The sequence below is a fragment of the Streptococcus sp. KHUD_014 genome, assembly GCF_051106275.1.
Lineage (GTDB): Bacteria > Bacillota > Bacilli > Lactobacillales > Streptococcaceae > Streptococcus.
Map to the genome: position 1 here is coordinate 2,004,338 of NZ_CP193666.1, position 20,540 is coordinate 2,024,877.

Consider the following 20,540-nt stretch of genomic DNA (forward strand, 5'->3'; position numbering starts at 1 on the left):
TTTTGTATTGCATATGAAAACTATTTTACTTGTGAACCTATCACAGCATATTAGTCACCGAGTCCGAGGCGGTCAAAGATATCATCCACTCGTTTGGTGTAGTATACAGGGTTGAAGATTTCGTCGATTTCTTCTTGAGTGAGGCGTGAGGTCACTTCTGGATCTGCTTCTAGAAGTGGTTTAAAGTCTACTTGATTGTCCCATGATTGGGCTGTCTTAGGTTGAACAAGGTCGTAAGCTTGTTCACGCGTCATACCTTTTTCAATCAAAGCCAACATAGCACGTTGACTGAATATCAAACCAAATGTAGAGTTCATGTTGCGGACCATATTTTCTGGGAAGACCGTCAAGTTCTTGACGATATTTCCAAAACGGTTGAGCATGTAGTCGATCAGAATAGTCGTATCTGGTGTGATGATACGCTCAGCTGATGAGTGAGAGATATCACGCTCATGCCAAAGAGCTACGTTTTCATAAGCCGTAATCATGTGACCACGGATGACACGTGCCAGACCAGTCATATTTTCAGAACCGATTGGGTTACGTTTGTGAGGCATTGCTGAAGACCCTTTTTGCCCCTTGGCAAAGAATTCTTCCACTTCGCGTTGTTCTGATTTTTGCAAACCACGGATTTCCGTTGCCATACGCTCGATAGAAGTTGCGATGCTAGCAAGAACTGCAAAGTACTCAGCGTGAAGGTCACGAGGAAGGACCTGTGTAGAGATTTCTTGAGCACGGATACCCAATTTGTCGCAGACGTATTTTTCAACGAATGGTGGGATGTTGGCAAAATTACCAACCGCACCAGAAATCTTACCAGCTTCCACACCAGCAGCAGCATGCTCGAAACGCTCGATATTGCGCTTCATTTCGCTGTACCATGTTGCCAATTTAAGACCAAAAGTTGTTGGTTCAGCGTGCACACCGTGGGTACGACCCATCATGATGGTGAACTTGTGCTCCTTAGCCTTATCAGCGATGATGTTGGTGAAGTTTTCAAGGTCACGACGGATGATGTCATTGGCTTGCTTGTAAAGGTAACCGTAGGCAGTATCGACTACGTCAGTAGAAGTCAAACCATAGTGGACCCACTTACGCTCTTCACCAAGAGTCTCAGAAACCGCACGTGTGAAGGCAACCACATCGTGGCGAGTCTCCTGCTCGATTTCCAAAATACGGTCGATGTCAAAGTCCGCCTTCTCACGAATCAAAGCCACATCTTCCTTAGGGATTTCTCCTAACTCAGCCCATGCCTCGTCAGCGAGGATTTCCACCTCAAGCCAAGCACGGTATTTATTTTCTTCACTCCAAATGTTCGCCATCTCAGGGCGAGAGTAACGTTCGATCATGATTAAGATACCAAGGGCGACTAGAAAGCGACTGAATTTTAGGAAACTAACGACGGACGCTTGCGTCCTAGGAGGTTTATCTAAATTCCGAGCTTTCCGCCCGGGTTCAGTTCTGCAAACTAGATGCCCATTTCCTTTCTTTTCTTTTAATTTATTTTTGGATTTTTTTCTTAGTTTATTCTACTTTAAAATTAAATATTTAAAATAGATCTTCCTCTGAATCATCCCTAGTTTTTAATTCTTCGATTTTTCTTCTTATAGGTTGAATTATCTGTTCATAAGTCTGAAGAGCATCAAGCAATTCTTGAATTTTCAAATCATCCGTTGAAATATCAATTTGGTTTCTTGTTAGATCAATTAATCTACTGAGTCTTTGATACTCTCTCCATAAGTTCATAAATTCAGTATTGCTCATATATTTATGTTTCAAATCCATTTCTTCACCCAAAACTAGATTAGATTGTCGTTCTAACCCAATTTCAGTTGTATTGCAAATTCTCTCACTTTCTTTTCCCATCATATGAGCTCTTCTATTTAAGCGTCTTATTTTACTGTCTAGAGTTCTCAAGTCTAGTTCTAAATCACGAATTCTTTGGCTTAGAATTTCTGATTCCTCAGAATCGGCATTTAGCAATTTTTCTTCCAATCTTTTTATTTTGATAAGTGTAATTAGACGCTCTAATCTAATCTTATCTCTTTGATTTTCAAAATTAACATGTGACTTATTTAGAATAAAGTCACTTCTAGTAGAAGTAGAAGATCTATCACTCTTATCTGGCTCATATAATCTTACTTGCTCCTCATTTAAATCATTTGCAAGAGTCATAAATCGAAATCCATCAATAATATGTAACTTTTTACATAACTTTTCTCCCAAAGGAGCACTTTCGTTTATCGAGTAGCCTTCTTTAAGCTCATACATCTCGTTTAACATTGAAATATATGGACCTACTGTTTTCCCTTTTACTCGATACAAGAGATCATACTTTTTAGTTGAATTCCCATCACTAGTTACAAAGATAACTTTTTCACCTACGTTATGAGCTCTAGAAGCTACCTCATGTAATATTTCTTCCCAAATAATATAGTCACCGTATTGAGTATCGTAGGAGATATTTGAATACGTTCTCATGATGCCTTTTTTTTCTTCCCTATCATTAAATCCAGGTGGAGTTTCATTATTATATCGCTTATCACCTTGTTCCTGAACCTTATCAAACCACTCCTGATTACGTTTTGGCGCTACTGAATCTCCTATTAATTCAATAACTCTAGCAGTAAGTTCATCTAAATCTTTAGAATACTTTTCATCAATAGTTTGATGTAAATCTTTAATGATGTGTTCTTGTTTATCTAAAAGTTCCTGACGAAAACTTTCTAGCTTATCATTAGTATTACTATGAATCTGTTCTTTATGAACTTTATTATTAAGAAATTTGATGTTGTCTTCATTCAATAGTGACTCACAAAGATTTTTATAAATGTTTTCTGTTTCTACATGTAATAAATTAGATATCCGATCTTTATAAACTTTCACATTTTCTAAAGTCTCAATCTTTACTTTTTTCTTATTAAAATTAAACTCAATACCTACTAAATATGGAACAAAAATGTGATTCTTTACTTTATCAATTGCTTCGAGATATTTTTCTGCAATTTCAGTCGGTAATCTGAGTATATCTAAAAGAAAGTTCGAATCAAAAACGATTAAATTATTCTTTTCCCTATTTAAATCATTTACATCTAATGAATCCAAATAAAATTCTGGAAATAGCTCTTTCATACTTGCCATACATCTAACCTTAAAAATCAATCCCTTCCCCAAATTCCTCTACCTCATCCGGCGCATCACTAAACAAAGTCACATGCCCCATCTTGCGGTTGTGCTTCGCTTCTATTTTACCATACATGTGAAGGTGGGCGCTTGGATTTTCTGTGACATATTTTTCAGCGGCCTCGACATGCTGGCCGAGGACATTGAGCATGACGGCTGGGGCATGCAGGTGGATAGCTGGCAATGGCGCTCCCAGAACACCCAGAATATGAGTGTCAAACTGGGAGAAGTCGCAGGCTTCGATAGAGTAGTGGCCTGAGTTGTGTGGACGTGGCGCAATTTCATTGACAATGATGTCATCAGCAGTCGCAAACATTTCCACGCAAAGGGTTCCAGACAAGTTCAGTTGTTCTGCAATTCGCACTGCCATGGCCTTGGCTTTCTCTGCCAAACGATCCGAAATTCGGGCTGGCACGATGGTCTTAGACAGGATATTATTGCGGTGGATATTTTCCTGAACTGGGAAAACTGTCACGTCCTTACCATTACCTGACACGATGACAGAAATTTCAAGGTCAAAGTTGATGAATTCTTCCAAGACACAGGCTGCTGAGTCTGCTAGCGCATAGGCTTCTTCCAAATCTGCTTCTGAGCGAATGACCTTTTGTCCATGCCCATCGTAGCCACCTGTCGCAGTCTTGAGGACATAGTTTTTCGATAGGTCAATATCTGCCAAATCTTGGCTTGAGGTCACAACCTTATAAGGTGCCACGGTGACTTGGGCCTTATTTGAGAGAAAGTCCTTTTCAAAAATACGGTTTTGAGAAATGCGAAGCAGATCTGTCCCTTGTGGGAGCTGTCCTTCTTTGATAACGGCGTCAAGGCCATCAGCATCCACATTTTCAAACTCATAGGTGAGGACATCGCAACGCTCAGCCAACTGACGGAGGGCATCCACATCGTTATAAGGTGCCACGATGATTTCCGCCACGCGAGAGGCCGGGCAATCCGCAGCAGGATCAAGTGCAATGACCTTGTGACCCATGTAAATAGCAGAAATGGCCATCATCTGACCAAGCTGACCGCCACCGATAATTCCGATTGTTTTAGATGAGCTCATTTGTAGACTCCTCTGCGATTTTTCCTTGTTCTTCTGCGAAATCTGCCAAAGCTGTCGCAATTGTCTGATCCTCTACTGATAGGAGACGGAGGGCAAAGAGGGCAGCGTTTGTCGCACCAGCTTCACCGATCGCCATGGTTGCGACTGGCACACCTCCTGGCATCTGAACAATAGAATAAAGCGAATCCACACCGCTAAGGGCACGTGATTTGACTGGTACTCCTATGACTGGAAGGGTTGTTTTAGCAGCAACCATACCTGGCAAGTGAGCAGCGCCACCAGCACCTGCAATGATAACCTTGATGCCACGGCTACGTGCTTCTTCGGCATGTTTGAACATGAGGTCTGGCGTCCGGTGTGCGGAAACAACTTTCTTTTCGTAAGCAACGCCGAAGTTGTCGAGGACTTCAGCGGCTTTTTGCATGGTTGCCCAGTCGGATTTGGAGCCCATGATGATGGAAATAATTGGTTTAGTCATAATTTTCCCTTTTTTTCTTTTTTGATAACGGTCTTAGGTGGTGGGGACGGAAGCAAACCTTCGGTTTCATTCCTAAACTTTGAGCCTAAGTTCTCAAAGTTTCCCCGACCAGAACAGTTTCTGTTCTGGTCTTTTCACCACTGCGACCATTATCGGGTTTGGCGACTGCGTCGCCTTTTCTTATATCTTTATCGAATCGCCTTGCTTCCGATATCCGTACGATAGAAAAGGCCTTCTGTGTTTTGTTTGCCGAGTTGGCTGTAGATGGTGTTTTGGCCGTCTTTGACGGTATCAGCCGTGGTGACCAGCATGTAAACACGGCCTCCGTTTGAGAGGAGATCTTGCCCATTTTCAGCAAATTTAGCTCCGGCATAGTAAGTGATGATGTCGCCTTCTGTCTTGGTAGGAAGCTTGACACCTTTCTCATAAGCGAGTGGGTAGCCGTTTGATGCGACAACCACACCCAGAGTCACACCCTTGTCCGTCCAAGTAATAGCTGGCTCCTTGCCATCGAGGATATCCGTAATATTTTGTGCAAAGTCAGATGTCAAACGAGGCAGGATAATTTGCGTTTCTGGATCTCCGAAGCGAGCGTTAAACTCGATAACTTTGGGTCCATCAGCTGTCAAGATAAGCCCTGCGTATAGGACACCAAGATAGGGACGTCCTTCCTGAATCATGCCCTCAAGAACTGGCATGACAATCGTGTCAACCGCTGTATCAACCACGCTCTGTGGCAAGTGAGGAACTGGCGCATAGGCACCCATCCCACCAGTGTTAGGACCCTTGTCGTTATCATAGGCACGTTTGTGGTCCTGAGCTGTTGGCATGATGTAGAACTTGTCACCATTGACAAAGGCAAAAAGTGAAAATTCCTCTCCTGCAAGAAACTCCTCGATAACCACACGCGCACCTGAGTCTCCGAATTTATTGTCCAAGAGCATATCGTGAGCTGCTTCGACCGCTTGCTCGACTGTCTCAGCAACGACGACACCTTTCCCAAGTGCCAAACCATCCGCCTTGACCACGATTGGAGCGCCTTTTTCTTCGATATAGGCCTTGGCTTCCTCGAAATCTGAGAAGGTCCCATAGGCTGCTGTTGGAACATCATATTTGACCATGATTTCCTTAGCAAAATCCTTGGACCACTCCAGCTCAGCCGAAGCTTTAGTCGGACCAAAAGCCTTGAGACCTGCTGCATTGAAATCATCCACGATTCCGGATGCAAGGGCATCATCTGGCCCGATAAAGGACCAAGCTATATCGTTGGCTTTTGCAAACTCAATCAATTTAGAATGTTCGGAAATAGAGATATCCACCAATTCCAGACCATCCAGAGTCATCCCGTCATTTCCAGGAGCTACAAAGACTCTTTCAACGTCTTTTGACTCAAGCAACTTCTTAGCAATGGCATGTTCACGACCACCCGAGCCGACAACTAACAGCTTCATCTTTCAACCTCTTTTGCGAATTATTTACTAATATTATACCATAAACGTTCGTTTTAATCTTGTTTCATTTCGCTTTTAAAGCAAAAAAAGGAAAGAAACTGTTTTCTTCCCTTTTGTTTTTTTAATGTCTAAAATGTCTCACGCCTGTGAAGACCATAGTCAAGCCGTATTTATCAGCAGCTTCGATAGACTCTTGGTCACGGACAGAGCCCCCTGGCTGGATGATGGCCTTGATACCTGCCTTAGCGATTTCTTCCACGTTATCCGCAAATGGGAAGAAGGCATCCGAAGCAAGGACAGCGCCGTCAAGGCGGTCTTTGGCTTGGTCGATGGCAATACGAACAGAGGCCACACGGTTAGTTTGACCTGGACCAACACCCAATGTCATGTGGTCGTTAGTTACGATGATACCGTTTGATTTGACATACTTGATAGCTTTCCAAGCAAACTCAAGGGCAGTCGCTTCTGTCTCAGTTGGTTGGCGTTTGGTCACCACTTGCCAGTCAGCTGGGCTTTCTTTGATCACGTCTTGGTTTTGAACGAGGAGTCCACCGACAACACCTGTGTATTCTGCTTCCACTTCACTAGCGTCTTGGGCATCAAATGGCAAGGCAAGAATGCGCAAGTTTTTCTTTTTGTTAGTCAAAATAGCTAGCGCAGCATCTGTATAGCTTGGTGCAATGATGATTTCAAGGAAAACACCGTGCATCTTCTCAGCTGTCGCAGCATCTACCTCACGGTTGAGAACGACAATCCCACCAAAGATAGACACTGGGTCAGACTCATAAGCGTAGTCCCAAGCAGTCTCGATATCGTCAGCTTGACCAATCCCGCACGGGTTCATGTGTTTCAAAGCCACAACGGTTGGACGGTCTTTGAAATCACGGATGATACGGATGGCAGCGTCAGCATCACGGATGTTATTGAATGACAATTCTTTACCGTTGAGCTGTTTGGCTGAAGCAATGGAGTAATCCGTTGGCAAGGCTTTTTGGTAGAAGTCTGCGTTTTGTTGAGGGTTTTCACCGTAACGCATTGGTTGCTTGAGGTCATAGGTCAAAGTGAGTTTTTCAGGTTTTGCTTCACCGACTTGAGTTGTGAAATATTCTGCAATCAAGGCATCATAAGCTGCTGTGTGACGGAAAACCTTAGCTGCCAAACGTTGGCGAGTTTCGTAGCTTGTTTCGCCATTAGCTGCCAATTCGTCAAGAACAACAGCATAATCAGCAGGGTCTACAACAACTGTTACGCTAGCGTGGTTTTTAGCTGCTGAACGAAGCATAGATGGCCCACCAATATCGATATTTTCAACTGCATCAGCATAAGTCACATCTGGTTTAAGGATAGTTTCCTTAAATGGGTAAAGGTTGACCACCACAAGGTCAATGAGCTCAATCTTGTTGTCCTTAGCCGCTTCCAAGTGGCTATCCAAGTCACGACGAGCTAAGAGACCTCCGTGGATATTTGGATGAAGGGTCTTCACACGACCGTCCATCATTTCCGGGAAACCAGTCACATCGTCAATGGCAATGGTATCAACACCGGCATTATCAAGGGCAACTTTGGTACCACCTGTTGAGATGATATCCCAACCAAGTTTTTTGAGTTCTTGGGCAAATTCAACGATGCCCGCTTTATCTGAGACTGAAATAAGTGCTCGTTTAGTCATGTTCTTTCTTTTCCTTTTTAAAAAAGTTCTTTCTTTGCTACAGTGCTACAGTCGAAAATTTTCTTTCAGCCCGAGGGCTTCCTTATTTGCGTGCAGCCCCCAAACTATCCAAGACTTCTGGATAGAGTTTGTACTCTGTTTCGTGGATGCGAGTCTCGAAAGTATCAAGGGTATCACCTTCAAGGCGTGGCACCCGGACTTGTTTGATAACCTTACCAGTGTCCACACCAGAATCCACCCAGTGAATGGTCACACCAGACTGGTCAACGCCTGCATTCCAAGCATCCTCAATACCATGAGCGCCTGGAAATTCAGGGAGATAAGCTGGGTGAATGTTGATAATCCTGCCTTCATAAGCCGCCAATAAGGTTGGCCCAACGATTTTCATGTAGCCTGCTAGACAAACCAAGTCAATCTGGTGTTCATCTAAGAGCTCAACAATGGCTCCTTCGTAGTCTGCTTTGCTCTCAAACTCCTTGAGTTCGAAGGCATAGGATAAAACTCCAAGATTTTCTGCACGCTCAAGTACATAGGCATCCCGGTGATCTGAAAAGACAAATTCAACTGGAAATTGCTCTGCAATGACCTGAAAGTTTGAACCATTTCCAGAAGCAAAAACAGCAATTTTTTTAGCCATTATTTTATCACCACACTTGCATCTGTCTTCTTGACAATCCGACCGATTTCATAAACAGGTTCGTCGAGAAGTTCTTTGACACGTTCAACATGTTCTGGTTTCACTGCAAGCATAAGCCCCACACCCATGTTAAAGATTTCAAACATTTCTTCGTGTTTGATTTGACCATATTTTTCAAGGGCTTTGAAAATTGGAAGGACCGGGACTTTGCTTTCGTCAATTTCAGCAGCCAAATCATCTGAGAACATACGTGGTACATTTTCGATGAAACCACCACCTGTGATGTGGGCAATCCCGTTAACCAATTCTTCTTTGATCAGTGGCAATGCTGCTTTGACGTAGATACGAGTTGGTTCCAAAAGAACATCTTTGAGTTTCTTGCCTTCCAATTCTGGGAGAACTTCTTCACCTGTATAGTCCGCAAAGACACGACGCACGAGTGAATAACCATTTGAGTGGATACCACTTGAAGCAAGCCCCAAAATCACATCACCTGCTGCTACTCTTGAACCGTCGATGATTTGAGATTTTTCAGCCACACCGACTGCGAAACCAGCCAAGTCATAGTCGTCTTCGCCGTACATGCCAGGCATTTCAGCCGTTTCACCACCGATAAGGGCAGCACCTGCTTGTACACAACCTTCAGCCACACCTGCAACCACTTGTTCTAGTTTAGCTGGTTCATTTTTACCAGTTGCGATATAGTCCAAGAAGTAAAGAGGCTCTGCACCTGCAGCAATGATATCATTTACACACATAGCCACACAGTCTTGACCGATGGTATCATGTTTGTCATACTTGATAGCAAGCATCAGCTTAGTACCAACACCATCTGTTCCTGAGATCAAAACTGGCTCTTTAACACCTGTTTTTGAAAGGTCGAACATGCCACCAAAACCACCTAGAGACCCCATCACACCTGCACGCTCCGTACGTGCCACGTGTTTTTTGATCCGTTCAACAACTTCATAACCCGCTTCAACGTCCACACCAGACTGCGCATAAGCATTTTTATTTGTCATTTTATTCATTCCTTTTCTTTAATCGAGAGTCTTTAGCCGTCTATTTGTAAAAACTGATCTTGTCTTCCAAACTTCTACGATATTCTTCTTCATAGTCATAGAGAGGAGTTGGATATTTCCCATCAAAGTAAGCCACACAGAGACCGCCATTTGGTGCATCTGTCTCAATACCGATTGAGTCAATTAAGCCCTCAATAGAAAGATAAGTCAGGCTATCTGCACCAATAATTTGACAGGTTTCTTCAACCGTATGATTGGCCGCAATTAATTCCTCACGACTCTGAATATCAATTCCATAGAAACATGGATAAGCCAGAGCTGGGCTAGCAATCGCCACATGAACTTCTGTAGCACCTGCTTCTTTCAGCAATTTTACGATACGACGAGATGTTGTGCCTCGTACAATCGAGTCATCGATCATGACCACGCGCTTGCCTTTAACGACACCAGAGACGGCAGACAATTTCATCCGAACCCCTTGCTCGCGCAATTCTTGGGTCGGCTGGATGAAGGTTCGTTGGGTATATTGGTTCTTGATGAGCCCCATTTCATTTGGCAGACCTGATTCTTCGGCAAAGCCCATGGCTGCGCTGAGTGAGGAGTTTGGTACCCCAACCACAATATCTGCTTCATGCTTTAACTCACGTGCCAGTTGAGCTCCCATTCTCTTACGAGCCGTATGGACGTTGACTCCGTGGATGTTGGAATCAGGACGGGCAAAGTAGATATACTCCATGGAACAGATAGCCAACTGAGTATCGTTTGTATAGCTGTCATACTGGATACCACTATCATCAATAATGACAATCTCGCCTGGTTTCACATCGCGAATCCACTCAGCACCTATAACTTCAAAGGCACAGGTTTCAGATGAAACCACTACTGCTCCATTAGCCATTTTCCCGATTGACAGAGGACGGAAGCCATTTGGATCAAGGGCCGCAATTAACTTATCTTCAAACATCAAGAGATAAGCAAAACCACCTTTAACAAGACTGAGTGCTTCCTTGATTTTACCCATCAGGTTTGGATTGTGGCTACGGCGAATAAGGTGAGCCAAGATTTCAGAGTCAGAGGTTGAGCTGAAAATCGCTCCTCTTTGTTCCAATTCTTGCTTGAGCGATTCTGCATTGGTCAGATTCCCATTATGAGCCAAACCAAACTGCATATCATGAAAGCGGAAAAGGAAAGGTTGGATATTGTCTACAGAAGCTTCTCCCGCAGTCGCATAACGCACGTGCCCAATCGCTCCAGTTCCTGTCAATTTATCCAAATTCGCAGGATTTTTGAAGACTTCTGATAAAAGCCCCATATCACGATGACGCTTCAATTTCCCTTGGTCATTGGAGAGGATTCCTGCCCCCTCCTGACCACGGTGCTGAAGACTATGGAGTCCAAAATAGGTCAATTTGGCAGCGTCTGGGTGACCCCAGATACCAAAAACACCACATTCCTCATTAAGAGATTTTACTTCGTATGTCATTTTATATACCTAATTTTTATTTGTGTATCATTTCTTAACGATACTAGAGCGGAATGATACGGCAGAAGCTCGTTTCACTCGCAACAATAAATCATTTGCAATTGTCGTAAGTTAGATCTACTTGATTTTACATTTACTGATGATTATCTATTAGAAAATCTGCAAAACCTATTTTCCAGTAAAGTATTTAACCGCTGATGCAAAGAGATATTGGTCTTTATTTCCTGGAATATTTTGGAAGAGACCGTCTTCGAAACGTTCTGAGTGCCCCATCTTACCGATGATTTGACCGTTCTTACTTGTGATACCTTCAATAGCATTTACAGAACCATTTGGATTGTATTTAGAATCCATGCTTGGTTTTCCTTCTAAGTCAACGTATTGGCTAAAGATTTGACCATTGTCACGAAGTTCTGCAAATTCCTCAGCTGTCACGACAAATTTACCTTCACCGTGTGATACTGGGATGGCATGGATGTCACCAACTTCCACTCCAGCAAGCCATGGTGAGTTCGTGTTAGCAATACGTGTTTCAACCATCTTAGCCACGTGTTGGTTGGCATCATTGTAGAAGAGAGTTGGACTAGTACTGCTTGCATCTTCAAAGTTACCATATGGAAGAAGACCTGATTTGACAAGAGCTTGGAACCCATTACAGATACCGATAATCAAACCACCACCTTCGATGAAGCTATCAATGGCTGCACGTACTTTTTCATTGAGCAAGATGTTAACGATAAATTTAGCTGATCCATCTGGTTCATCGGCGGCTGAGAAGCCACCTGCAAAGAAGATAATGTTAGCTTTTTCGATATTGTCAACCATGGTGTCAACAGACTTGACAATTGCCTCCTCATTCAATGTGACAAATGGTACCAAGTTGACTTGAGCACCTTCTTTTTCAAAGGCCTTAGCTGAATCGTACTCAGAGTTAGTTCCTGGGAATACTGGGATGTAAACCACTGGTGTCTCAACTGTTTCTTTGGCTTTGATCACAGCATCTGATGCCACCGCAGGTACTTCTTCCAACTCAGTTGCTTGTGCAAATTCCGTTGGGTAGACCTTTTCCAATTTACCTTGGAAGGCACTGTCAAGTTTGTGTCCATCAAGCATTACACCGTTGACAGCAAGTGTAAAGTCAGCTGCTGTTTGTCCAATCTTCTTAATTCCCGCAATTTCTTCCGGAGATGTGAAAACGAATCCACCTAATTGAGCTGTCAAGGCAGTCTCAAGATTTTCAAGGGTTACAGTGGCACCGATATGGTTACCAAATGTTGCAAGGGCAAGAGCTTCAAGGATACCACCATATTTAACCGCTGATGCTGCTGTCACTTTATGGGCAGCTTGGATAGCTTCAAATTGAGCAAAGTTAGACTTGATAAGATCAAAGTCAATTTCTTGTGCCAAAGCTTGACCTGGGATGTAATAGATATTTTCACCAGTAGCTTTAAATTCTGGAGAAAGGACCTTACGGCTATCTGCAGTTGTGACACCAAAAGCAACCAAGGTTGGTGGTACTGTCAATTCTTCAAAGGTACCAGACATAGAGTCCTTCCCACCGATAGATGGCAACCCAAGTTGAATCTGAGCTTCAATTGATCCAAGAAGAGCTGCTACTGGCTGACCAAAACGCTCTGCTTGTTTACCCATACGCTCGAAGTATTCTTGATAAGAGAAACGAGCCTTAGACCAGTTTGCACCAGCAGCAACCAAACGAGCGGTTGCTTCGATGACCGCATAAGCCGCACCATGATATGGAGACCATTCTGCTACATAAGGGTTGAACCCTTGCGTCATAACAGAAGCCGTATGCGTCACACCATGTTGGACTGGCAATTTCTGTACAGAAGCCTCCGTTGGTGTGATTTGGTAGCGACCACCAAGTGGGTGATTGACTGTTGAACGACCAACTGAGCTATCAAAGATAGTTTGCAACCCTTTTTGACTGGCATGGTTAAGGTCAGCCAAGACTTCTAGAGTATCAGTTTCAAGGGTTTCGGCAGATGTTTGGCGTTCTTCTGGGAGCTTGACATCCTTGTCAACCACCTTAGCATCCACAACTACACGTACACCGTTTGTATCAAGGAAACGACGTTCCAAATCAACGATGGTTTCACCATTCCAGTGCATGACAAGATTTGGTTTTTCAGTCACTGTCGCAACGACAACTGCATCAATATTTTCTTTGTTACATGCTGCAATGAAGGCATCTACATCTTCTGGACGAACTACCACGGCCATACGTTCCTGAGATTCAGAGATGGCAATTTCGGTACCGTTCAAGCCTTGGTATTTCAATGGCACTTTGTCTAGATCAATTTCAAGACCATCAGCCAATTCACCGATAGCCACACAGACACCACCGGCACCAAAGTCATTTGATTTCTTGATTAGACGTGTCACTTCCCCATTACGGAAAAGACGTTGAATCTTACGTTCTTCGATGGCATTCCCTTTTTGAACCTCAGCACCAGCTGTTTCAACAGATTCAACCGTTTGAACTTTAGATGAACCTGTCGCACCACCGACACCATCACGTCCAGTCTTACCTCCGAGCAAGATAATCACATCACCTGCTTCAGGTTTTTCACGGACAACATTTTCCTTAGGAGCCGCACCGACAACGGCACCTAGCTCCATACGCTTAGCAACGAAACCTGGATGGAAGTATTCACGAACATAGGTTGTTGCAAGACCAATTTGGTTACCGTATGAAGAATAACCGTGAGCTGCTGTTTTAGAAATCACTTGTTGTGGCAATTTCCCAGCGCGAGTTTCTGAAATCGGAGTTGTAATATCGCCAGCACCTGAAATACGCATGGCTTGGTAAACGTAGGAACGCCCTGATAATGGGTCACGAATGGCACCACCGATACAAGTAGCCGCTCCACCAAATGGTTCAATCTCCGTTGGGTGGTTGTGAGTTTCGTTTTTGAACATGAGGAGCCAAGGCTCCTTGACACCATTGACATCCACCTCAATTTCAACAGAGCAGGCATTGATTTCATCAGACACTTCCATGTCGTCCAAACGACCATTGACACGCTCATAACGACCAAAAATAGTCGCCATATCCATCAAAGTCTGAGGTTTTTCGGTACGTCCCAACTCATCACGCATGGCAATATACTTGTCATAAGTCGCTTGCAATTGTTTTTGGAATTTAGAAGCTGAGAAGTCGATATTCTTCAACTCAGTCTCGAAAGTGGTATGACGGCAGTGGTCAGACCAGTAGGTATCCAAGACCTTAAGCTCCGTCTCAGTTGGCACACGTCCAATTGACTTGAAATAGTCTTGGATAAAGAGCAAATCATCCACTTCCATTGCCATCCCTTGCTCGGCTTTGTAGCGGGCAAAATCTTCTGCTGTATAGCTTTCAAAGAAATCCAAACTTGGAATGGTCTTGTCAGACTCAGAGAAATCCTGTTTAGCAATGCCAAGAGTGATATCTTTGAAACGAGAGTCCACTGGGTTCAAGAGGTAGTTTTTGACAGCTTCCAATTCATTCGCATCAATATCCTTATTGACCAAGTAAAGTTGTGCTGTGTTCACCGTTATATCACTTGAGCTACCAAGCAAAAGCAAAGCTTCCTGTGAAGATGCCGCACGTTGGTCAAATTGACCAGGCAAACTTTCGATAGCAAAGAAAGCATACTTCTCAAGATCAGCCTTCACTTCAGCTTCATCCAAAACAGTATCGGTCACTTGCTCAGAGAAGATGTGTTTTTCCGCACGCGCAAACAAGTCCTCTACCAAACCAAAAACATCGTAAACCTGAACGATACGAAGATCATTCAAGGTTTTCAACTGAAGATTATGCTGTAATTCTTTTACTAAAGAGTCAGATTTGACACGAAAATCAGCTTTTTTCTCAACGAAAATACGTTTATCCATTTTAGTTCCTTTATCTATTTCTACTTAAAGATTTTAGTGAAGAGCAAGTAAAACTTTACTTCAATCCTTGTAATTTCTCCAACACAACCTTATAAACATCTGTCAAGCTACCAAGGTCCCTACGGAAAACATCCTTGTCCATATGGTGCCCTTCCGCATCCCAAAGGCGACAATTATCTGGTGAAAATTCATCTGCCAAGATAATCTTGCCATCCTTATCAAAACCAAATTCCAATTTGAAGTCAATCAAACGCAGACCAATTTGTGCAAACCAATCTTTCAGCAATTCATTGATACGACGCGTTTCTTCCTTGATATAAGCAATTTGTTCATCATTGGCAATGCCCAAGAACTTGACGTGCTCATCATTGATGAATGGATCATCCAAATCATCGTTCTTGTAGTAAAATTCAACGATAGGAGTTTTCAAGTCCAAACCTTCTTCCACGCCAAAACGTTTTGAGAAAGAACCTGCAGTCACGTTACGAAGAACAACCTCCAAAGGAATGATTTTCACTTTCTTGTTGAGTTGTTCTGTATCAGAGATACGTTCGATAAAGTGAGTAGCTACACCCGCAGCATTCAATTTTTCAAAAATAAGAGACGAAATCTGATTATTCAGCACACCTTTCCCCTCTATGGTCTCTTTGCGAGCTCCATTCAGCATAGTGGCCTGGTCCTTGTAGACCGACTTAATCACATTTTCGTCTTCTGTAGTATAGATATCTTTAGCTTTTCCCGTATAAATAAGTTTACTGGACATTTTCTTGTTCGCCTTTCGCATTACTTTACATCATTCTAACACAACATACACTAAAAATCAAATATTTCACGAACTATATTTGATGTCCCGTCTGAAAAAGTACAGAAAAATCGCAAACGATTTTTCATTTGCGATTTTCTAAGATTGATTTGAGTTAGAATGCGAACCTTATTCTTGTTTCAAAAAGCGGTCCAGATAGTAGCGTAAAAAACTCTTCCTACCTATAATCATGGTTAAACGACCTTCAAGTCCATAACGAATCTTTTCTGCCTGTTCAGCACTCAAGTCCGTCTCTGCCTCTAATTTAAAGAAATTCCCCTTTTCTGTCTGAGTCGCACTGGTATCGATATTGGTAATCTTGGACGTCAACACTAGTTGCTTATTGGCATCTGTTACTGTTGTAAATCGTACTTCATTTCCATGCTTGAGATCAACCACTTCCTTAGAACCGATATAAGCTGTCAGTTTTGCCTTCCTCTCCCTAGCCAACTGTGGAAAAAGGTGAGCGAGGATCGTTCCTTCTGGAATGATGGTAGATCGACTATGCTCAGGATTCAGGTGTAAAACACCATCTTCTGTTGCTGTAATTTTCCCCTTCTCTAAAAGATTTCCTTGAATTTTTTTACCTGACTCCGCTTCAAGAATTTTCTGATCCAAGAGCGTTAATTCCTGGCCTACCTTGGCTAGTTGCTGGGATTTTAATGATTCCAACTGAATTCCTAAGCCAGATGCATAAGCTTGCTGGGCTCCTGAACCTGCATACTGTACTCGATAACCTGCAAGAGTTGACTCCAACTGAGTGATTTGAGCATCTAGCTGAGATAAGGCCTGCTGTTTGGCTTCCGCTCCCTGCTCCTTTGTTGACTGATAAATGGCATAAGCTGGATGATCACTCTCTAAGACTCCATCAGCCTGAATAGCAGACTTGGCTTGCTGATATTCTTTAATTTTGGACTGGGTTTCACCGATGAGATTGCCTAACTCTGCCTGACTACCACTGGCTGCTGCATTTTGAGATGATATACTAGCATTTTGTTGCTCAACCTGACTTCGCAGACTAGCAGCTTGATTTAGATAATCTAAAAAACTATGCTGATAGCCAAATTTATCTACTTCAGGAAATTGATCACTTCCTGCTTGAAGGCTTGCTTTTAAATACTCCAGTTGAACCTTCTGATCCTTGAGCATTTCCAACTGACTAGCATAATTTTCTGCCTGAACCGCTTCTGCTCCCTCTTGGTATTGAACAAGAAGATCTCCTTGTTTGACAAACTTATTTTCAGCCAAATGATTAGCCACAATCTTGCTATTACTGCTAGACTGAATGGTGGCAATGATACGAGCAGGTTCTACCATAGCTCCAGCTGTCAAGCTTATCTCCTTTTGTGCAAATATTGAAAAAACGATTAGGAACAAAAACAAGATAAAACTTGGAAAAATCACATAACTAGAAAAATTATGGTAACGACGATTATAAAACTCCGCACTTTCTAAAAATTCTGATTGCATCTTTTTTCCTCTCTAACTATTCACTAGATGGGCGTAAAATCCACCCTGAGCCAGTAAATCCATATGTGTACCCTCTTCGACAATCTTGCCCTGATCCAAAACGACAACCTTCTCTGTCCGCTCAGCAATGGTCAAGCGGTGAGCAATGAAAATCAAGGTCTTATCCAAAGCCATTAGATTATCGACAATTCGCTTCTCGGTCAAAATATCTAGACTGCTAGTCGCCTCATCCAAGATCAAGACAGGCGCATCGGTCAAGAGAGCACGCGCCAAAGCGATCCTCTGACGTTGCCCACCTGAAATGCCCGCTCCATCCGAAGTCAGTTCTGTCTGGTAATTCAGTGGCATCCGCTCGATATCCTCCCGAATCTCAGCCAAATCCACTGCTCTCAAGATATCCTCCTGGGTCGTCCCCTCCTTAGCTCCAAGGAGAAGATTCTCCAAAATCGTCCCATTGAAAACATAGGGTTGCTGAGGCAAGTAGTTGATATACTGGCGTAGAGCCTTTTTATCAATCTGATTGAGATTGACGCCACCCAGACTAATCTCCCCCTGACTAGGATCATAAAAATTAACCATCATCTTAGCCAAGGTCGTCTTACCTGAGCCTGAAATTCCCACAAATGCCACTTTAGAGCCTTGTGGAATAGTCAGATTGATATCCGACAAAACATCTCGACCATAGCCATACTTATAGTGAACCTGCTTGAAATCCATATCTCCTTCTAGCAAGCTCAAATCTGAGACTGTTTTCTTTTCCTCAAACTCAGATGCAACCAGATAAACTTCATTGAGACGGTTATTGGCTACCTGCGCTGTCTGAAGTTTGGTTTGCAGGTTGATGATATTTTCCAATGGATTTGTAAAGTAAATAAACAAGGAATTATAGGTAATCAACTGGCCCAAACTCATCTTATTATCCATGACTAGGAGAGCCCCCATCCAGAGAATACCAACATTGAGTAAGAGCTGGGCAACTTTTTTCAGAGCCTTTTGCTGACTTTCTGCCCGACTGTAAGTAAAAGATTTTTTCAGATAATCTACAAATTCCTTGTCAATCTTTTGGTAGCGTGAACTTTCACTAGTTAAGGACTTGATGGTCTCAATGCCATTGATGTCCTCAATGATAGAAGAAGACAGAACCGCATTGGCTTCCATAGTTTCCCGATTCATCTTTTCAAAGGGCTTCATAAAAGCAAAGATAATCACTGTGTAAATAGGAAGGGCTAGTAAACTCATGAAAAAGAGATTGCTATTCTGCGAAAATAGAACTACTGAAATAATCAAGACAGTAGATACATCCAAAAAGATTGACAGAATAGTCGAAGCCAGTGCATCAATGATACTATTTGCATCCGTGAAACGAGATACGATTTCCCCTGTACGACGTGTCGCAAAGAAGGACATAGGCAGGTGAAAAACATGCTTGATATAGGACAAAATCACATCAATGGACAAGCGTTGCCCCAAAATAAGCAAGAGATACTCCTGAGCGTAGGACAAGATTTGCTGGAGAATATAAACAATAACCAGCCCAATAGAAATAATCCCCAGCGTCGAACGCATCTGATCTGGTACATAAGTATCAATGATAGACTGCAGATAATAAGAACCCACAATGTTAATCAAGGTCACCAAGAGGGTCGCCAAAACGATATTAACAATCAAACCTCGCTGTTTCACTAATATAGGGATAAAGGAAAGCAGACCATTTTTTTGTTCCTTATGAGGCTTATAAGTCGGAGATGGTGCCATAAAAATAGTGATTCCTGTCCACTCCTTGGCAAAGCGCTCGCGAGAAATCTTGGTCAGCTTAACACTAGGATCTGGATCAGCAATATGAATGTTGTTCTTGTCCTGCCCAGTCACCACATAATAATGGAGCAATTTCCCTTCCTTAAGCACATGGGCAACAAAAGGAAAGGTCAAATCTGGCAAGTCAAAGAGCGTCATATCCGCCTTAATTGCTCGCGTCTCAAAACCAATTTCCTCTGCCACCTTGACCAAGCCCAAAGCCGTTGTCCCATCCATGGTTGTCTTGGCCAATTCTCGCAAGTGAGCCAAAGAGTAATAGCTACCATAATAACCAAAGACCATGGCTAATGAAGCTACTCCACAGTCCATCTGATCTACTTGAGGCCGATAGTGACGTTTCCCAAATTTCATATCCTACTCCTTTTCCTAACAATCTCCAAAGAAAACTTTGTAAGATTATTTTATCCAAACAAAGAAGCAAAAAGAAAATTATTTCTAAAAAAACAATAACTGCACCTGAACAGCACTTTTTCCTACATAAAAATAGGTAGAACAAACGTTCTACCTAGAAAATATAATGATTAATATTTCTTATCTTTTTCAATTTTTTTACGATTTGCCACAAATTTTTAAATTAACGTCTACTTCCCAGATGACGCCCATACATATAGGTAACGACTCCTAAAACACCCCAAGCTACTGCTGTAGAAGTAGTAACAACGATGCCCCCTTCAGTAACAGACAAATCTGCATCTGTCATGATTTCAAATTTTTCATCCAATTTCTTCATCTTTCATCTACTCCTTTTTAAATAATACTAGCTAATCCAACCAAAAGTCCTACTATTCCTGATACTGATATAATTATAGCCGCAAATTCTTCTGAGATATTCATTTATTTCTCCATTCTTTTTTAGTTCTTATTTCATTGATAACAACTAAAAGATGATTATTCAATAGCATTTGCCACATACTAATAATAGTTCTCTTTAAACCTTGTCTTTACCTGAATCTAAATAACTCATCATCAAAATAAGCATCGGAACAAATAACTCTGTTTGGAAATATTTTTCAACATTAAAGGTGATTACATGTAAATCCCCCAATATACAAAGCACTCCAAAAATAATTAAAAAGGCTCCCATTACATTTTTTAGATTTTTCATACAAGTTTACTTTTATCCAAATTTACGTTTTAAATCTTGACCAATTAATCGACCACCAAGGAAAATTGCCAATCCTGCACCAACCGTGGCTATGGTAATTGATCCACCTGCTGTATTCATCAATTCTTCTTCTGTCAATTCCGTCCATTTATTTAAATTCATTTTTTCTCTCCTTATTATTACATAAAATAGCCCCAAGCAATACCACCAATTAGTAAGACACCTCCTACAACTACAGCGGTAACCGACCCCCCATCCACTTCCATCAGCTCTTCTTCCTTAAGAGCTACAAAGTTCTGTTCCATTTTGTCAAAGTTTGTCATTTGTTTTCTCCTTTATTTTTATATTTGTGATTTCTAACCTTTAAACCATTTTAAAAGCCAAATTGGATAAATAACTGAAATAATCATTTCTAATCTCCTTCCTTTTCTTCTCACTTATCTATTCGAGAAATTATTTTAAAATGAATAA

General features: G+C 42.2%; 17 protein-coding genes. All 17 read right to left on the minus strand.

Annotated elements, in window-relative coordinates; translation table 11 throughout:
• Nucleotides 1-50: 50 nt before the first annotated feature.
• The 17 genes from purB to ACORHT_RS09740 all read right to left on the minus strand — a co-directional run bounded on the left by purB (nucleotide 51) and on the right by ACORHT_RS09740 (nucleotide 20,392).
• The gene (gene purB / locus ACORHT_RS09660; protein ID WP_434350169.1) at nucleotides 51-1,349 is read right to left on the minus strand and encodes an adenylosuccinate lyase; all 1,299 of its coding nucleotides are present in this window, start codon (nucleotides 1,347-1,349) and stop codon (nucleotides 51-53) included.
• A gap of 199 nt (nucleotides 1,350-1,548) precedes the next feature.
• The gene (locus ACORHT_RS09665) at nucleotides 1,549-3,141 is read right to left on the minus strand and encodes a PIN-like domain-containing protein (RefSeq protein WP_434350170.1); all 1,593 of its coding nucleotides are present in this window, start codon (nucleotides 3,139-3,141) and stop codon (nucleotides 1,549-1,551) included.
• Nucleotides 3,142-3,151: 10 nt separating this feature from the next.
• Nucleotides 3,152-4,285: a 5-(carboxyamino)imidazole ribonucleotide synthase gene (purK, locus tag ACORHT_RS09670; RefSeq protein ID WP_434350843.1), complete on the minus strand. Its 1,134-nt coding sequence runs from the start codon at nucleotides 4,283-4,285 to the stop codon at nucleotides 3,152-3,154.
• The gene (gene purE / locus ACORHT_RS09675; protein WP_434350171.1) at nucleotides 4,230-4,721 is read right to left on the minus strand and encodes a 5-(carboxyamino)imidazole ribonucleotide mutase; all 492 of its coding nucleotides are present in this window, start codon (nucleotides 4,719-4,721) and stop codon (nucleotides 4,230-4,232) included. Before purE ends, purK begins: the two co-directional genes overlap by 56 nt.
• Before the next feature lie 188 nt (nucleotides 4,722-4,909).
• Nucleotides 4,910-6,172, minus strand: a complete 1,263-nt coding sequence (purD, locus tag ACORHT_RS09680; protein WP_434350172.1) for a phosphoribosylamine--glycine ligase — start codon at nucleotides 6,170-6,172, stop codon at nucleotides 4,910-4,912.
• A gap of 121 nt (nucleotides 6,173-6,293) precedes the next feature.
• Nucleotides 6,294-7,841, minus strand: coding sequence for a bifunctional phosphoribosylaminoimidazolecarboxamide formyltransferase/IMP cyclohydrolase (gene purH / locus ACORHT_RS09685; protein WP_434350173.1), 1,548 nt, complete (start codon nucleotides 7,839-7,841; stop codon nucleotides 6,294-6,296).
• A gap of 82 nt (nucleotides 7,842-7,923) precedes the next feature.
• On the minus strand, nucleotides 7,924-8,478 hold the full coding sequence (gene purN, locus ACORHT_RS09690) for a phosphoribosylglycinamide formyltransferase (protein ID WP_434350174.1): 555 nt from the start codon (nucleotides 8,476-8,478) through the stop codon (nucleotides 7,924-7,926).
• The gene (gene purM / locus ACORHT_RS09695) at nucleotides 8,478-9,500 is read right to left on the minus strand and encodes a phosphoribosylformylglycinamidine cyclo-ligase (RefSeq protein WP_434350175.1); all 1,023 of its coding nucleotides are present in this window, start codon (nucleotides 9,498-9,500) and stop codon (nucleotides 8,478-8,480) included. The genes purN and purM overlap by 1 nt, the downstream gene beginning before the upstream one ends.
• A 40-nt stretch (nucleotides 9,501-9,540) precedes the next feature.
• The gene (gene purF / locus ACORHT_RS09700) at nucleotides 9,541-10,983 is read right to left on the minus strand and encodes an amidophosphoribosyltransferase (protein WP_434350176.1); all 1,443 of its coding nucleotides are present in this window, start codon (nucleotides 10,981-10,983) and stop codon (nucleotides 9,541-9,543) included.
• 168 nt (nucleotides 10,984-11,151) lie between these two features.
• On the minus strand, nucleotides 11,152-14,877 hold the full coding sequence (locus ACORHT_RS09705; RefSeq protein WP_434350177.1) for a phosphoribosylformylglycinamidine synthase: 3,726 nt from the start codon (nucleotides 14,875-14,877) through the stop codon (nucleotides 11,152-11,154).
• A gap of 55 nt (nucleotides 14,878-14,932) precedes the next feature.
• Entirely contained in the window at nucleotides 14,933-15,640 is a 708-nt protein-coding gene (gene purC / locus ACORHT_RS09710; protein WP_434350844.1) for a phosphoribosylaminoimidazolesuccinocarboxamide synthase, read from the minus strand.
• Nucleotides 15,641-15,808: 168 nt separating this feature from the next.
• The gene (locus tag ACORHT_RS09715; protein WP_434350178.1) at nucleotides 15,809-17,149 is read right to left on the minus strand and encodes a bacteriocin secretion accessory protein; all 1,341 of its coding nucleotides are present in this window, start codon (nucleotides 17,147-17,149) and stop codon (nucleotides 15,809-15,811) included.
• Between the two features lie 12 nt (nucleotides 17,150-17,161).
• Complete coding sequence (gene comA, locus ACORHT_RS09720) at nucleotides 17,162-19,315, minus strand: peptide cleavage/export ABC transporter ComA (RefSeq protein ID WP_434350179.1); 2,154 nt, start codon at nucleotides 19,313-19,315, stop codon at nucleotides 17,162-17,164.
• 223 nt (nucleotides 19,316-19,538) lie between these two features.
• Nucleotides 19,539-19,694 carry a hypothetical protein gene (locus tag ACORHT_RS09725; RefSeq protein ID WP_434350180.1) on the minus strand — a complete coding sequence of 52 codons (156 nt, stop codon included), beginning with the start codon at nucleotides 19,692-19,694 and terminating at the stop codon, nucleotides 19,539-19,541.
• A 198-nt stretch (nucleotides 19,695-19,892) separates the two neighbouring features.
• Nucleotides 19,893-20,069, minus strand: coding sequence for a hypothetical protein (locus ACORHT_RS09730; protein WP_000793176.1), 177 nt, complete (start codon nucleotides 20,067-20,069; stop codon nucleotides 19,893-19,895).
• A 12-nt stretch (nucleotides 20,070-20,081) separates the two neighbouring features.
• Nucleotides 20,082-20,231 (minus strand): class IIb bacteriocin, lactobin A/cerein 7B family, encoded by a 150-nt coding sequence (locus tag ACORHT_RS09735; protein WP_001052545.1) that lies wholly within the window; start codon nucleotides 20,229-20,231, stop codon nucleotides 20,082-20,084.
• Between the two features lie 17 nt (nucleotides 20,232-20,248).
• The gene (locus ACORHT_RS09740; RefSeq protein ID WP_434350181.1) at nucleotides 20,249-20,392 is read right to left on the minus strand and encodes a class IIb bacteriocin, lactobin A/cerein 7B family; all 144 of its coding nucleotides are present in this window, start codon (nucleotides 20,390-20,392) and stop codon (nucleotides 20,249-20,251) included.
• Nucleotides 20,393-20,540 lie beyond the last annotated feature (148 nt).